Raw genomic sequence first — 16,355 nt, forward strand, 5'->3', positions numbered from 1 at the left:
TGGCTGGCGGGTCAAGACGGTGACCGAAGGCAGCGCCGCGGATGGCTCGGCGCGCACCCTGAGCTTCGTCTACGGCGCGGGTTCGACCGACGTGATCGACGCGGCGGGCCGGACCTGGACCTACCGATACGATGCGAACCGGCAGTTGACCGAGGTACTCGCACCGGCGGTCGATGGCCAGCGCCAGACGACGAGTTACGAATACGATGCCGCCGGCAACGTGACCCGGATCGCGACCAGCAGTTTCGCCACGGCGACCGCAACCGGCGGCGCGAGCATCGAGGAGCAGCGATTCCGCTACGACGGCAACGGCAATCGGATCCAGCAGCGCGACCTGCAGGGCAACGTGATCGCCTGGACCTACAACCAGGCCAATCAGGTGACCAGCGAGACCCGCTACACGGTGGCGGATGCCGACGGTCTGGACGCGGACGAAGCGGGCAACGGGGCGATGCCATCCGGCGCGATGACCACGCGATATGTTTACGAGCACGACTGGTCGGACCGCTTGCGATTCGTGATCAATGCGGAAGGCGAGGTGCGCGAGCTGACATACGAGTCGACCGCGCCGCATTACGATTGGATGTTGGCATCCGAGCGTCGGTATCTGGGCGATCGTTACGCGGGCACCGCATATACCCATCAGGCGCTCAGCGCCTGGGCAAACGACGCGGCCGCGCAGCGTCGCGCCAACAGCAGCCTGACCAGCTACGCCTACGATGCTAAAGGCCGATTGGAACGGAGCATCGAATACGCGACCGTCACAGCGAATACCGCCGGAAACGGCGTGCTGGATGCGACCGCCAGCATCACGCGCTATGTCCACGATGCCCAGGGCCTTCTGCGGCAGTCGATCGTCTCGCGCGGTGCCGGGCGCACCGCAGCCAGCGTGCTTGCCGGCAGCGAAGTCGCCGAATACGTCTACGACGGCATGGGCCGCCTGCTGAGTGTGCTCAAGCGCGATGCTGCGACTGCAGCGGGCGACGATGCGAGCACGCTGCAGACAATCTACAGCTACGTCGATTCGGAAAATCGGATCCGGCTGACGCAAGACAATGGTCTGGTGCGCATCGAGGCACGCAACCGCGCCGGTGAGCTGTTGTCGGTGAGCGAAACGGGTGTGGTGGCCGGCGCCGCCACCACTCGCACCAACGCCAATTACTACGACGCCACCGGCCGTCTGCGCGCGAGCGAGGACGCCGCAGGCGGGCGCAGCTATTTCTTCTACGACGCCGCCGGGCGCCTGATCGCAACGGTGGATCCGACCGGCGCGGTCAGCCGGACCGAATACGACGCCGCCGGTCGCGTGCTGAAGACCACGCGCTACGCGACACTGTCGAACACGCAGGGTTGGTTGGCCGGTGGCGCGGTGACGATACGCGAGCTGGTGTTCACCGCGGCACAGCCGACATCGCTGGCGGTGCATCAGGCCTGGGTGGCGCAGGTCGAGGACGACCGCGTGGCGCAGATGCGCTACGACAGCGCCGGCCGCCTCGTGCGCGCGACCGACAACGCGGGCTCGGAGATCACCTACGAATACGACGGTGCGGGTCGTCTGGTGCGCAGCACCGAATGGGGCGACGAGATCTACAACGGCGGCTGGGGTTGGGGGGCATCGGCGAGGAGACCGTCGGCGCCATCCCGCGAGACGCGGGTGACGCGGATGTTCTACGACAACGCCGACCGCCTGGTGGCGACGCTGGACGCGGAAGGCTATCTGAGCGAGTCGGTCTACGATGCAGGCGGTCGATTGGCGAAGACAGTACGCTATGCGACCCGCACCGACAGTGCGTACTGGGCCAGCGGCACGTTGCAACAGCTGCGTCCGACGAACGCGGCGGCGGATCAGACCACGCGGCTGTTCCACGACGCGCGCGGCCGCCAGGTCGGCGAGCTCAACGCCGAAGGCTATCTCAGCGAGATGCTTTTCGATGAGCAGAACAACCAGCGAGCGACGCGCCAATACGCGAAGCGGCTGACCGGGTTGAGCGGCACGGAGTCGCTGTCGACCCTGCGCACCGCGGCCCTGCTGGACGCGCCGGCCGAGGCGCTGCGCGAAACGACGAACAGTTACAACGGCCTGGGCCAATTGATCGTCTCGCGCAATCACGAAGGGACGGTCACGCGTTACGTCTACGATGAAGCCGGGCGGCTGGTAAAGACGGAGATGGCGGCCGACACGGGCGAGATTCGAGCCGGCGGCCTGCGCCACGACGTGTTTGGCCATCTGGTCGGCGAACTCAACGGCGATGGCGCGGCCTTGCTGCACGCCGACATGACCGAGAGCGAGCTGGACGCGCTGTACGCGCAGTACGGCGTGCGTCATCGTTACGATGCGCTGGGGCGCCGGATCGAGAGCACGGATGCGCTCGGACACAAGACCTGGTACTTCCACGACGAGGCCGGCCGCCAGCGTTATGTCGTGCGCGGAGTCGAAGATGCCGCCGGGCTCAAGAATGCGTTGGGTGAAGTCACCGAAATGCGCTACACCGCGTTCGGCGATGTGGCCGACACCCTGGCCTACGACGGACGCATCGCGATCGCGGTGCCGGGCGATCGCGCGAGCGCGGCCTCGGCATTGCAGCAGCTGACGGCGCTCGCCGGCACCAGCGATCACACGCAGTTCGGCTACGACCGCGCCGGCCGACTGATCCGGCGCCAGGGCGTCGACGGCGCCGCCTCGGAGTTCGAGTACAACCGTTTCGGCGAACTCAGGAATGCCTGGCGGTCCTCGGTCGCGGGAGAGTGGGTGTCGTCGTCCTCATACACGTACGACCGGCGCGGACAGCGCATCGGCACGGAGGAATACGACGCGTACGCATGGCGCAATACCCGCGTCGCCTACGACGCCTTCGGTCGACTCGTCGGCGCGACGGACGCGCGCGGCACGGTCCGCGAATACGTCTACGACCGCGTCGGCAGACAGATCGGGCAGGTGCTGCGCAACGTCGGTGGAGAGGATCTGGCGACACAGACGAGCTACGACGCGTTCGATCGGGTGGTCGCGCAGACCGATGCGCTGGGCCGCGTCACCCAATACAGCCACAGCGATGCCGCGCGCAGCATGACCATGGTCACGCCGGAAGGCGTCGCCATCACCACCGTGCACAACGCCTTCGGGCAGACCATCGAGACCCGTCAGCCGCTGCCGGATGGTTCCATCGCGATCCAGAGGACGGCGTACGACAATCGTGGTCTTCTGATCAGCGCGACGGACGCGTCGGGCCACGACACGACGCATCAGTACGATGCCCGCGGGCAGTTGATCCGCACCACCGACGCCACCGGCCGCAGCGTGGCGTACGCCTACGACGCCGTCGGCCGCACGCTGAGCCGATCCGAGGATCCGGACGGTCTGAATCTGACGACGCGCCATGCGTATGACGCTCAGGGGCGGCAGGTGCAGACGACCGATCCGTCGGGCCGGGTCAGCAGGATGACCTACGATCGCAAAGGCCAGCTGATCGAGTTGGCGCAGGATCCGGATGGTGTGAACCTGCGCACCGTCTACACCTGGGACGGCGAAGGCAACCGGCTGTCGGTCACCTCGGGCGCCGGCAGTGCGGCGGCGCAGACGACGGCATATGAATACGACGGTTTCGGCCGTCGGATCAGCGAGACGCTCGATCCGGGCGGTCTGGCGCTGCGGACGGAGTATGTCTACGACGCCAACGACAACGTGATCGCCCGCAGCGGTTACGGCGGCTCGGCGCGCTACGCGTACGACGCGGCCAACCGTCTGCGATTCAGCATCGATGCCATGGGTGGAGTCGGAGAAACGACCTACGACGCCAATGGCCGCGTGGTCGCCCAGCGCGCCTACGCACGCGCCCTCGATCTGAGCGCGTACGGCACCGCATCGCCGGACGACGCAGGCATGCTGGCGCTGATCGACGAGCAGGGGCTGCGGGACGACGCGCGCGATGTGACCCGCTATGTCGTCTACGACCTCGACGGCCGCGCGCGCTTGACGATCAACGGCGCAGGCGAAGTGACCGAGACCGTGTACGACAGCACAGGGCGCAAGACCGCCAGCAAGGCGTATGCGCAGCGCTTGACGCTGACGGCGACGTTGCGCGATGCGATTGCGGCAGGTGCCGCCACCATCGACTCGCTGCTGGCGGCGACGCCGCAGAGCGCAAACGACAGCGTCATGCGTAACTTCCACGATGCCAACGGCCGTCTGGTGTACAGCGTCGACGGCAATGGCGGCATGACCCGAACGTGGTACGACAAGGCCGGGCGCGTCGTCGCCACCCGCGCATACGCCACGCCTGCCGCTGTCGGGACGCTGGACACTGCGACCATCGCGAGTCTGGATGCGCAGGTCGATCCGGCCGCGGGATACGAGGGCGAATCGCGCATCCACGATGGCGCGGGTCGCCTGCGTTTCGTACTGGCCGCGGACAATATCCTGCGGGAAACCCGCTACGACGCGGCCGGCAATGTGACGAGCAACCTGCGCTATTCCGTGCCGGCCGACCTCGTGGCGGCTGCGCTTGGCGACACGTTGCTGAGCGGCACCGCCGACGTCGCCGATTTCGACGCATTCGTGGCCGCGAACGAAGCCGCGGCGACATCGAATCACAGCGTCTACGACGCGGCAGGTCGACTGCGTCTGAGCATCACCCGGACGTCGGCCACCCGGGCTGCCGTGGTCGAACAGCAGTACGACCAGGCCGGGCGCGTGGTCGGTGCCTATGCCTACACCGCGCTGTTGCCGGTGGACGCGATGCTTTCTTCGGCGCTGTCGCAGGGCTCCGTCTCGGAGGCGACGCTGTCGACATGGTTGAACGCCCATCGCGGCACCGCGCAGGTGCAGCGGATGGTGTACGACGCGGCAGGGCGCGTGGCCTACAGCATCGACGGCGCCGGCGCGGTGACCAGCACGCGCTACGACGCGATCGGCCTGGTCGCTTCCGTTCGTCGGTACGCACAGGCGGTGACGCTGGGTCTCCACGGCACCCCGCTGGATGCGGCCACGGTCGCTTCGGCGCTGGTGGAGACCGCGCAGGATCGCGCCGACTACAGCGTGCATGATGCCGTGGGACGGGTGGTGTTCCGGGTCCACGCGGATGCTTCGACCGAAGAGATTCGCTACGACGCCATCGGTCGCGTGAGCACGACCCTGGCCTATGGCGCGAGGCTCGATGCGACGCTGATGGGAGAGGTCGCCGCGGGAACGGCCAGTGCAGCTAGCTTCGCGGCCCACGTGGCCGTTCATGAATCCGCCGCGCGCGCCGAGGGCCTGCACTACGATCAGGCCGGACGCGTGCGTTATCGGGTCGTGCGCAGCGGCGACAGCATGGGTCAGGTGACCGAGACCCAGTACGACGGCATCGGGCGCGAGACCGCCAGGATCCGCTACGGCGTGGACATCGGCTACGCATGGGGCGCGACGGAGGGCGCTGTCGCAAGCGCCATCGACGCGGCCCTGAGTCCGGACGCCGCCGTGCGCGCGACCCAGGTCCGCACGGTGCGCTACCACTACGATGCGGGCGATCGGCAGCGTTTTGCGGTCGATGCGAGCGGTGCGCTCAGCGAGCAGCGTTTCGACGCGATCGGTCGAGTCACGCAGACGATCGTCTACGGTGCGCTTCCGGTCGGCGCCGCCGATACGGGCGCGCTGACCGCATGGGTCGCGACCCAGCCGATGGGCAGTTATCGCGCGATATCGATGACCTACGACCTTGCCGGACAAGTGACATCGCGCACCGATGCCATGGGCCAGAGCGAGTTCTTCCAGTACGACGCTGCCGGCAATATCACCCGCCACACCGATCGTGCAGGTGCGATATGGAATTACGAGTACGACCGTGCCGGCCGCCGCACTGCGGAGATCAGCCCGGCCGTGCTCGTCCGGACCACCGCCGGTCATACGGTCCGTTCGATCGTGACCCGGATGGAATACGACGGCGTCAGCAATCTGCTCCGCCGGGTCGAGAACGCCGATACGGCGCAGACCCGCATCACCCGCTACGAGTACGACAACCGCGGCAATACCGTGCGAATCGTCCTGCCTGATCCGGTGACAGGGCTGGATCCGACAAACGGAGTCGCCGACACCATCGAGATCGCGTACGACACGCTGGGGCAGGCGGTGTCGGAGAGGGATGCGCTGGGCCATCGCAGCGATCGGGTCTACGACACACTCGGACGGGTGATCTACGACATCGACCAGGAACGGCAGGTCACCTCTCACGTGTACAACGCCTTCGGCGAAGAGGTCCGCAGCGTCCGTCACGCCAACAGGCTCGACACTTCGGTCGCCGCATTCGGCGCCGCCGGCTGGCTGCCGGGCAAGGCCCTGACGCAGTCGCTGATGATGGCCGGCCTGCCGTCGAGCGCCGCCGATCGCGGGGTCGACAACAGCTACAACGTCCTGGGCCAGAAGCACCAGGTACAGCAGGATGCGGTGAGTTACGTGAAAAGCGACGGCAGCGTTGCGACCGGGCGCCCGACCCTGCGCACCCGGTTCAACCCCTACGGGGAAGCGGTCAAGACATCGATCCTGCTCGAGGGCACGCCCGACCAGGTGGATGCGGTGTGGGCGGATACGTATCGGTATTACGATGCGCTCGGCCGCGAAACCGTCAGCATCGATGCCGAGGGCTACGTCAACTCGCAGCGCTACACCGTCTACGGCGAAATCCAGAGCAAGACCGAGCATGCGCGCCGGCTGGCGCCGACGACGCTGTCGACGTTGGGGACCGTGCTTCCGCCCCAGTTGCCTGCAGCGGGCGATGCGATCACGGGTTTCGATCGTCGCGTCGATTTCGCGTACGACGCGCTGGGCCGGGTGTCGACGCAAACGGTCAAGCATTGGTCGCAATCGTCCAGCGCCAATGCGCCGATTCTGGTCGATGTCGCTACGCACTTCGGTTACGACGCCGAAGGCCGGACCACATCGATCATCGATGGGCAAGGCACGACCACCACGCGCTATGACGCGCTGGGCCGCATCATTTCGGTGCAGCAACCATCGCGTTCGGTGGTGGCCGCGCAGTCGGACGCCCAGCTGAGTCTGTCGGTGAACACCCATCTGGCGTCTGCCGGCTTGTACGAGCAGCGTTCGCCATACACCGAGCTGGAATACGATGCGTTCGGCAACGCCGTGCGCGTGCAGCGTTATGCCAATGGCAAGGTCGGCGCCGCCGCGGCGTTGGAGGATGTGGATGCCGACCAGATCACCGAAACCGAGTACGACCGTCGCGGGCGGGTGGTCACGGAACGGGATCTGGCGACCGGTGTCGTCACCAGCCGGACGTATGACGCCGGCGACCGGGTCGTCTCGACCTTCAGCCAGTTGCGCGGCCGCAACACCATGGATCTGACCGCCCAGGTCGATTCGGACATCATCGGCACCTACACGTACGACAAGACCGGCCGCCAGCTGAGTTCGGCGGTCGTCCGCGAGCGCTACCACTCGAAGATCGTCACGCAGAACGGCGTGTCCATGCTCGTCCGGGACCTCGTGGGGATATCGACCGACGCGTCCGAGATCGTGCGCTACAACGCGTTCGGAGAAGTCGTCGCCAAGGACGATCGCATTTCCGATGCCTTCGCCGTCGGTACGCCCTGGATGAGCTACGTCTACGACAACGCCGGGCGCATGCTCAGCACCAATGCTCAAGGCGGCGCCGTCCGACACTCCGCTTACGACTTGGCCGGCCGTGTGGTGCGTAACGTCCAGGCCAGCGTCACCGTCAACGCGCAGGGCGTGGAGCAGGTGATCGACGCGGTCACGCACATCCGCTACGACAAACTCGGGCGTGCGATCCGCCAGGAGCTTCCGTCGAATTCCGACGATCTGAACCTGCGTCCGGTGACGGTCCGCGAATACGATCGTTGGGACAATGTCGTTCGCAATGTCGATGCGCGCGGATACGAGACATTGATCCGTTACAACAGCCAGAACAAGGCGGTGATGGAGATTCGCCCGGAGGTCAAGGTCGTCAACGCCAACGGCACCGAAGTGCGCGCCCGGCCGACGCTGACATGGCATTACGACGACTACGGCCGCATGACCGAGAGTCGGGATGCCAACGGCAATGTGCAGCGCATGGTTTACGACAACATCGGTCGTACCGTGCAGGTCGTCGACGCCTTGGGCAACGTCACGCGCATGGCGTACGACCTGTTCGATCGTGAGCGATACGTCCAGAATCCGCAGGGTTACATCACCTACAAGGCCTACGATCGCGCCGGTCGTGCGGTGTCCCACGGCGACTTCGTCACCCGCAGCGACGACACCACCAGGCGCCAGATGACCGGCGCCGAATACTACGCGTTGCAGAACAGCGGCGATCGCTGGGAAGTCAACAATGCGATGGGATTCAGCGCGCACTACGACTACGACAGTCGCCATCTGCTGTTGGGCAGCCGAAGCGCCGCCGGAGTGATCAAGTCCTACGCCCACGATCTGCAGGGCCGCAAGATCCGCGAGACCAATGGCGACCCGCAGCGATGGCGCTATCTGCTGTCGCTGGGCGATGTCGATGGCACCATCACCGGCCTGGGTCAGGGCGAGTGGGTCTACAGCGATCAGGGATACACCTACGACGACTACGGCGTCGGTGGGTACACCTATGTGCCGGAGCACTACAGCGGACCCGCCATCCGCAAGGACCGCGAAGGCGAGTATGTCTTCGTCGACGAGCAGACCTGGGACTACGACGTCTTCGGTCGCCTGATCGACCACAACGATCTGGGTGGTGCCGACTACGACTATATCTATCACGCCGTCACTGGTCAGCTGATCAGGACCACGCGCGCCATATCCAGCAACATCCATGTCGAACTCAGCGACGGCTACGATGGCCCCGATCCGAATGCGCCCCCGCCGGACAGCACCGATGGCAACGCCAGTCTTGCCGGAAGCCTTGGCCTGACGGTGCCGCTCGGCGCGGGCGAACGTTCCCAGTTCTACTACGCCAGCGGCTTGGTCAAGGAAATCCGCGAGGGCGGCAACTGGACGCGGTATGCCTACGACGAAAGCGGCAACCGCACGATGGAGGAAACCTATACCCGTGACGGCAAGGGCAATATCGTGCACCTGCGTACGGTCTCCACCTACGACTCGCAGGGCAGGTTGAGCCTGGTCCGCCAGTTCGACATGGCGAACGGATACGAATTCGCGACCGTCCGCTACAGCTACGATGCCGCAGGCAACCGCCGCCGCGTGAGCGTCGGGAACGCGGCGTCCAATGCCAATGTCGGTACCAATGCAGGTTGGGGTATCACGGGGTATGCCAACCACGCGTTCAGCGTGAATTACGGCCCCAGCGTTGCCGGTTTCGCTCCGGAAACCACGTTCCAGATGAGCCTGACAGTGGTCGACGGCAGCCCGCTGCCGTCGTGGTTGAGCTTCGACCCGGCGACCGGGATCGTCAGCGGCACTCCGCAGGCCGCGCAGATGCTGACGCTGCGTCTGACCGCGCGGAGCATCGACGACAACAGTGTGGTCGTGCGCGACATCGCAGTGAAGATCCTGCCGAGCCAGCCGCCGCAGCTGACCTATATCGGCGACGACGGCTGGCAGCAGACCCTGAGCCAGGGTCAGGCGAACTGGACCTTCTCGACGGCCAGTGCGTTCATGGATCCGGAAGGACTGCCCCTGCAGTACAGCGCCATGTTGCGCGTCGGCAACGTCATGCAGCCGTTGCAGCCCCTGCCCGCAGGCATGCAGATCGATGCGACGACCGGCGTCATCAGTGGCGTTCCCGCCCAGGGCGTCTATCAGATCGTGGTGACCGCGACGGACACCGACAATCAAAGCGTCAGCAAGACGCTGATGCTCGCGGTGGATCCGTGGCAGATCACCATGTTCGAAGGCGATACGTTCGACGTCTTCCTGCCGGATGCGTTCGAAGCGAGAAACGGCCAGCCGCCGAACGGATACACCATCGTTTCCGTGAACAATGCCGTGCCGCCCGCCTGGCTGCAGTTGCAGCAGTACGGCCCGGGCGACTGGTACCTGATCGGCACGCCGACGGGGTTCGGTTCGCGCAGCATCAAGCTGCGTGCGACCTACGCGGACGGCAGCATCGCCGAGAAGACCTTGACGCTGGACATCCGGAAAGCCCTCGACGATGGCGATCTCGAGGCTTCTCTGGCCAGCAACAAGGACGGCGGCAGCGCGGTATCCGGTACGCTCGAGCAGCGAGATTCGATGGAGGTCGTCGACACTTCCACGACGGTTCAATTGCTGGAAGTTCCGATCGAGGACGACGGTGGCGGTGGTGGTGGCGGCGGCGGCGGTGGCGGCTCTTACACACCGGTGACGCCGGGCGCGACGTATATCTATGCCTCGTCCAGCTTCAAGTCGTTCTGGTACGACTACGATGCGATGAACCGCGTCACCGTGGCCAATGGCAAGCTGTCGAACGGCGCCATCGTGCTGGGCGTCACCAACACGTACGACAAGGACATCAGCTACGCGCTCGACTATGACGCCGCCGGCCGCGAGATCCGCCGTCGCTTCCTGGAGTCCGGTGTCGTCAAGTACGAAAACACCCAGTACAACGAGCGTGGCCAGCGCAGGATCGTATTCAAGCCAGCGGCCCTGGGCGCCGTTGCGCAGGTTGCGGAAATCCTCGATTACGACGCCGCAGGGCGTTTGACTTCGCGCATGCAGCCGTTCGAAACCGGCCAGATGTACGCAGGACAGGCAAAGCGCCGGGAGAACTACACCTACGACGCCGATGGGCGTCAGCTGACATCGGTCACCTGGGAAGGGTTCAACGAGCGATACGTGTCCGGCACGCAGTGGTCTGGCGGCATCCCCATGCCGTTGTACAGCTACCGCCATGCTCTGGCCGCACGCGATGCCACGGAGAACCACTACGATCTCGCCCGCGACGGGCGCCTGGCGTGGAACAAGTACCACCACATCAGCGACTTCATCGGCCAGGACGATGGCATCGATGGATATACGTTCACCTATCTCTACACCTACGATGCACGCGAGGCGTATCTCGAAACCCGCGTCAATGGCTACGGCACCGGCAATTTCCAGCCGGGCAGCACGACCAGCGTGTACGACGGCTGGGGGCGTCGCGTCATGGTCCAGGACGGCAAAGACCGTCTGTTCGCCTACGATGCCGGCGGCGGAATCATCCAGCGCAAGGACAGCAACGGGAATTTCCCGATCACGCGCTACGCCTTCGTCAATGGTCAGCAGGCCATGGCGTCGGCCGGCGGCTATATCGATGCCGTCAGCACGCTGACCGCGTATCGCAACAGCGAATCCGGAAGCGGCAATGTCACGGTGCAGGGCGGCGATACGCTGCGCACCATCGCCGGCCGCGTCTACGGCAACGAAAGCCTCTGGTACGTCCTTGCGTCGGCCAACGCGCTGGACGGCAGCGAGACGCTGACCGCGGGCGCCACGCTGAAGGTGCCGGAAGTCAAGGTCAACAAGAACGACGCGGATACGTTCAAGCCTTACAACCCGGCGGATGTGATCGGCAGCACCACGCCGTTGCTCGACTATGTGCCGCCGCCGCCGAAGAAGAGCTGCAGTGCGCTGTCGATCATTCTGACGATCGTGGTGGTCATCATCGTCGCGGTGGTGACGGTGTATACGGCGGGGGCGGCTGCCGCTGCCATGGCGCCTGCCGTAAGCACGGTCACTGCGACTGGAGCCGTCACCACAGCGACGTTCGCTGTCGGAGGCGCCGTGCTTGCCGGAACCGCTACAGGCATTGGCGTTGGAGCGACGATCGCTGCCGCAGCCGTCGCCGGTGCGGTGGGTGCGGCGGTTGGTCAGCTTGCCTCGATGGCCTTCGGTTTGACCGATAAATTCGACTGGGGCGCCGTGGCGCTCGGCGCGATCAGCACTGCGGCAACCGCGGGCATGGGTACGGCATTGAGTTCCGCGGGAACGGCGGTCAAAGCCGGAAAAGAGGTGGGCGGGCTGACCAAAACGCTCGGTGCGATCAGCAAGCTCAGCTGGGCCAGGGGCGCCGCACAGGCCGTCGCGGGCAACCTGGTCAACTACGGTGCGAATTGGGCGATCAACCGCATCGATCCATCGCGCGACCGCAGCAGCGAGGCATTCAGTTGGGCGAACCTCGCCGCAAGCGCGGTCAGCGGTGCGATGACGGCAGAGCTCGGGAATTGGCTGGGCGGCGACTCCAATGCCGCCAGGTGGCTCAGCAAACAGCCGCTGACCAGCAATTCCTATGTCAGGGAGATCCTGACCAGTACGGCGAACGGCTTCATCGGCAGCGCGGTGCAGCACAACGTCGCCAGCCTGTTGGGCGAGGAAGGGCGCCCGGATTACGGGCAGATGGCGTTCGATGCGTTCGGCAATGCGTTGGCGGATGCGACCAAGCGCGGCATCGAACATGTCGAGGAGGCGGTCGTTGCAAGAAAGGCTCGTGAATCCAATCGGGCATGGTTGCTGAGCGATGAGGGGCGGAAGGCGTTGCAGGCGGCCAATGCGCCCAGAATCACCGTGGACGAAAACGGGACCCTGGTTGCCGAGATCGATACGCAGGATGAATACAGTGCGATCACTCTGCAATCGGAGGCTGTTGCCGAGTCCATCCTTGTGACGCTTGCCGAAATGGACAGGAAGGGCGCCAGCGCATCCGACAAGGCGAGCCTGCTTTCGGAGATGTCTGGCAACAAGAAGATACGCAGCGCTTACACAAAGGCCGCCCTGTTGGAAGACAGGATGCAACGCAATTACGGCCCAGAGGCTGTCGACAACGGGTACATGACGATCACGAAGGAGGAGATCGCATCCCAGTTCGTCGCGCCGAATGGCGATCTCCATGCCGTACTGAAAGAGATCTTCATCTCCAACGCCGATCGTCCGAAGGGCGATGGGATGCGAAAGGTCGTCGACATGATTTCGGACGGTATCGAGGGTGCGGCTGAATTTGCCGAGGAACACCCTTACTGGACTTCCGCGATCGTCGCGGGCGTACAAGCGCTGGTAACGGGTGGGCCCGCGAAGACCGTCTTGATGAAGTTCGCCAAGACGCTGATGAAGGATGTGATCGAAAACAAGTTGGCCGAGGTGCAGACAAAGCTCGAAGACATGTCTTACGACAAGTTCAAGTCGTGGGAGTGGGGTGAAGTCGGGAGTACGCTCGGTTCCATGGCGGTCGGTTTCGGATTCTCGATGATCGCGGGCGGCGTCGATGAAATCGTTGGCACCCTGAAGCGAGCCGGGAATTTCATCAAGGATTTGCGTTCAAATCCCGGGGCTGTCGTCGGGCGCTTCAAGCGTGCTTTGTCGGGTGTGGTAGATGGAGCGATTCCGAAAAACGGCTCGACGACAGGGATCGCTGCCGGAGTCGGTGATTCGGGTACTCTTTCGCACGAGAAACCCAAGTTCTACAGTGTCGCGTACGAGTTCAAAATGGATACGGATGACATCCATAAATCAGACGCTGTTCAGTTCAATCGAGCGAACAAGGACCTTCACGAAAAGATGAAGCAAGACCCAAGGTTCGCCGCGCAAATGGAAGAACTGATTCCTGGTGTCGGCGACAGGGTCGCACCGAAAGGCAGAACGAAAAATCCGTCCGATCACACATGGCATCATGCGACGAAGAGCCAGGCCGCCGGTCAAGAGGGCGTTCTACAGTTGGTCCCGAAATCGCAACACACGCGAAGCTCGTCATACTGGGATATTCTTCATCCCTTGCCCGGCAGAGGGGGCGGTCGTGCGGAGCAATCGCCACGGAATAGAAAATGATGGGGCTTGAGGAGCTTGGGCGTCGGGTCGGTTTTTCAATGTGTGTGCATGAAAGAGGATTCCTGTGAGCAGATATGATGGCAAGCCATTTCTTCGCCTCTTGGAGCTGTATGTGCTCAATTCTATTGGCGAGCTGAGTGATCTCGATGCGAATCGTCTGCGCGAGTTGGAGCCGGGCCTGAGAGAGACTTACGGCGTCAGTGGTTCGTGGGTTGAAATTGTCGGTGCAGTCATGGAATTCAAGCCTTCTTTGCCTGATAAGATTCGTGATCTGTGGTTCGCGACCATCGCCCGGTCGAACGCTCGTGGCGATGCGCCAGATCCCGAGCAATTCGCCTGCGCTTTCGTGGATGCGAATTTCGCAGAAGGTCGATAGCGAGATTGGAGTCATTGGTTGTGTTTGCCTGAGTCAAGTTGGAATCCGTGCTCAGACTGTTCTTTCCACAGCCCCGCCCATGCGGGGCTTGTGCGTTTCGAAGGAGGTTGGCGCTGCCGGCCTGGCGCCCCCAGACTTGGGTTGCCCTGCCTTCAGCCCCATAATCCGCGCCATGAACATCACCTCCGACCATCCCGACCACGGCTTCCAGTTCCCCGGGGTCTTCGAGATCACCGCCATGGGTCCGGCCGGCGCCGGCCTGGAAGAGCGCATCCCGGAACTGCTTGAGGCCATCGGCATCGTGGTGCTGCGCGAGACCGTGGCTGCGCGCAATTCCTCGGGCGGCAAATTCGTGTCGATCCGGCTGAGCTTTCACGCCGAGGACCGCAGCCGTTACGAGGCCGCCCACGCCGCCCTGCGCGCCGAACCGCAGATCAAGTGGACGCTGTGAGCGCAGCCTTGCCCGCGTTCGTGCGCGATCTCGGGCGTCAGCCCTATCTGCCGGTGTGGCGGGCGATGCAGGGTTTCACCGACGATCGCGGCGCCGATACGCCCGACGAGCTGTGGCTGGTCGAGCACGACCCGGTGTTCACCCTCGGCCAGGCCGGCAAACCCGAACACGTGCTGATGCCCGGCGACATCCCGGTGCTGAACGTGGACCGCGGTGGCCAGGTGACCTATCACGGCCCGGGCCAGCTCGTGGTCTACCCGCTGCTGGACCTGAAGCGCATCAAGGTCGGCGTGCGCGATTACGTCTGCAAAATCGAACAATCCATCATCGACACTCTCGATCACTGGAACATCCACGCCGAGCGCCGCGACGGCGCCCCGGGGGTGTACGTGAACGGCGCCAAGGTCGCCGCGCTGGGCATCCGCGTCCGCCGCGGCTGCACCTTCCACGGTCTGGCCTTCAACATCGCCATGGATCTCGAACCCTTCCACCGCATCAACCCCTGCGGCTACGCCGGGCTGCAGGTGACCTCGATGCTAGACTTGGGCGGTCCGTCCAGCCTCGACGCGGTGAAACCCGTGCTGCTGCAGGCGCTCGCCGCGCAGTTCGGTCTGCGACCGCAGGCCGCGCCGGCGCCCGATCTCGCGTCGCTCGCCGCACGCTCTTCTTCCGCTGCAGCCCATTCCGCTTCCGTCCAGGTCGCCTGAGATGTCCACGCCCACGCCCGCCGAGAAAACCATCCCGCTGACCGTGCTCGGCGATGCCCCGGCCTCGCTGGAGCCGGGCGTCCGCCAGGTGGCCGCCGACAAGATCGCGCGCTCGCCGGTGCAGTTCGCCGACGCGCCTGTGCTGCGCAAGCCGTCGTGGATCCGGGTGCGCATCCCCGCCGGCAATGCGGTCGCCAACCTCAAGGCCAAGTTGCGCGAAAACCGCCTGGTCACGGTCTGCGAAGAGGCCACCTGCCCGAACATCCACGAGTGCTTCAGCCACGGCACCGCGACCTTCATGATCCTCGGCGAGGTCTGCACCCGCCGCTGCTCGTTCTGCGACGTGGCCCACGGCCGGCCGAAGCCGCCGGACCCGGACGAACCGCTGAACCTCGCCCGCACCATCGCCGACATGCGCCTGAAGTACGTGGTGGTGACCAGCGTCGACCGCGACGACCTGCGCGACGGCGGCGCCCGGCACTTCGTCGACTGCATCGCCGCGGTGCGCGAACTCAGCCCGGGCACGAAGATCGAAATCCTCACCCCCGATTTCCGCGGCAAGGGCCGCATGGAGCGGGCGCTGGAGATCCTGGCGGAGAATCCGCCGGACGTGTTCAACCACAACCTCGAAACCGTGCCCGACCTGTACCGCAACGTGCGGCCCGGCGCCGACTACCAGTGGTCGCTGACCCTGCTGCAGAAGTTCAAGGCGCAGCATCCGGCGGTGGCGACCAAGAGCGGCATCATGCTCGGTCTGGGCGAAACCATGGATCAGGTGCAGGCGACCCTGCGCGACCTGCGCGCGCACGATGTCGACATGGTCACCATCGGCCAGTACCTGCAGCCCAGCGCCCACCACCATCCGGTGATGCGCTACTGGACGCCCGAGGAATTCAAGGCGCTGGAGGACTACGGCATGGCGCTGGGCTTCACCCACGTCGCCTCCGGCCCGATGGTGCGCAGTTCCTATCACGCCGACAAGCAGGCCGCGGACGCCGGATTCGTCGGCTGAACGGCCCGGTCGCGTCGCCCAATCCCCGCTGAACGGTCCGGCCCGCGGCCGCCCGCTCTGCGGCCGTTGCGCTGCGACGGACGGTGCGTTCCGCA

General features: G+C 64.9%; 5 protein-coding genes. All 5 read left to right on the forward strand.

Annotated features, from left to right (window positions below; genetic code table 11):
- Positions 1-931 precede the first annotated feature (931 nt).
- The 5 genes from ABD974_RS04950 to lipA all read left to right on the forward strand — a co-directional run bounded on the left by ABD974_RS04950 (position 932) and on the right by lipA (position 16,260).
- A complete protein-coding gene (locus ABD974_RS04950; RefSeq protein WP_486346764.1) occupies positions 932-13,714 on the forward strand; it encodes a putative Ig domain-containing protein in 12,783 nt (4,260 codons plus the stop codon).
- Positions 13,715-13,778: 64 nt separating this feature from the next.
- A complete protein-coding gene (locus ABD974_RS04955) occupies positions 13,779-14,090 on the forward strand; it encodes a hypothetical protein (RefSeq protein WP_345302186.1) in 312 nt (103 codons plus the stop codon).
- Positions 14,091-14,262: 172 nt separating this feature from the next.
- The gene (locus tag ABD974_RS04960; RefSeq protein ID WP_345302187.1) at positions 14,263-14,541 is read left to right on the forward strand and encodes a DUF493 family protein; all 279 of its coding nucleotides are present in this window, start codon (positions 14,263-14,265) and stop codon (positions 14,539-14,541) included.
- Positions 14,538-15,248: a lipoyl(octanoyl) transferase LipB gene (gene lipB / locus ABD974_RS04965; RefSeq protein WP_425562628.1), complete on the forward strand. Its 711-nt coding sequence runs from the start codon at positions 14,538-14,540 to the stop codon at positions 15,246-15,248. Before ABD974_RS04960 ends, lipB begins: the two co-directional genes overlap by 4 nt.
- A 1-nt stretch (position 15,249) precedes the next feature.
- Complete coding sequence (lipA, locus tag ABD974_RS04970; RefSeq protein ID WP_345302189.1) at positions 15,250-16,260, forward strand: lipoyl synthase; 1,011 nt, start codon at positions 15,250-15,252, stop codon at positions 16,258-16,260.
- The last annotated feature ends 95 nt before the right edge of the window (positions 16,261-16,355 follow it).

This window comes from Lysobacter hankyongensis, from assembly GCF_039543145.1.
In the GTDB taxonomy this organism is placed as follows: Bacteria; Pseudomonadota; Gammaproteobacteria; order Xanthomonadales; family Xanthomonadaceae; genus Lysobacter_I; species Lysobacter_I hankyongensis.

Coding starts and splice junctions, on each gene's coding strand:
- lipA (WP_345302189.1), top strand. CDS start 15,250: ATGTCCACGCCCACGCCCGCCGAGAAAACCATCCCGCTGACCGTGCTC.
- ABD974_RS04950 (WP_486346764.1), top strand. CDS start 932: ATGGGCCGCCTGCTGAGTGTGCTCAAGCGCGATGCTGCGACTGCAGCG.
- ABD974_RS04960 (WP_345302187.1), top strand. CDS start 14,263: ATGAACATCACCTCCGACCATCCCGACCACGGCTTCCAGTTCCCCGGG.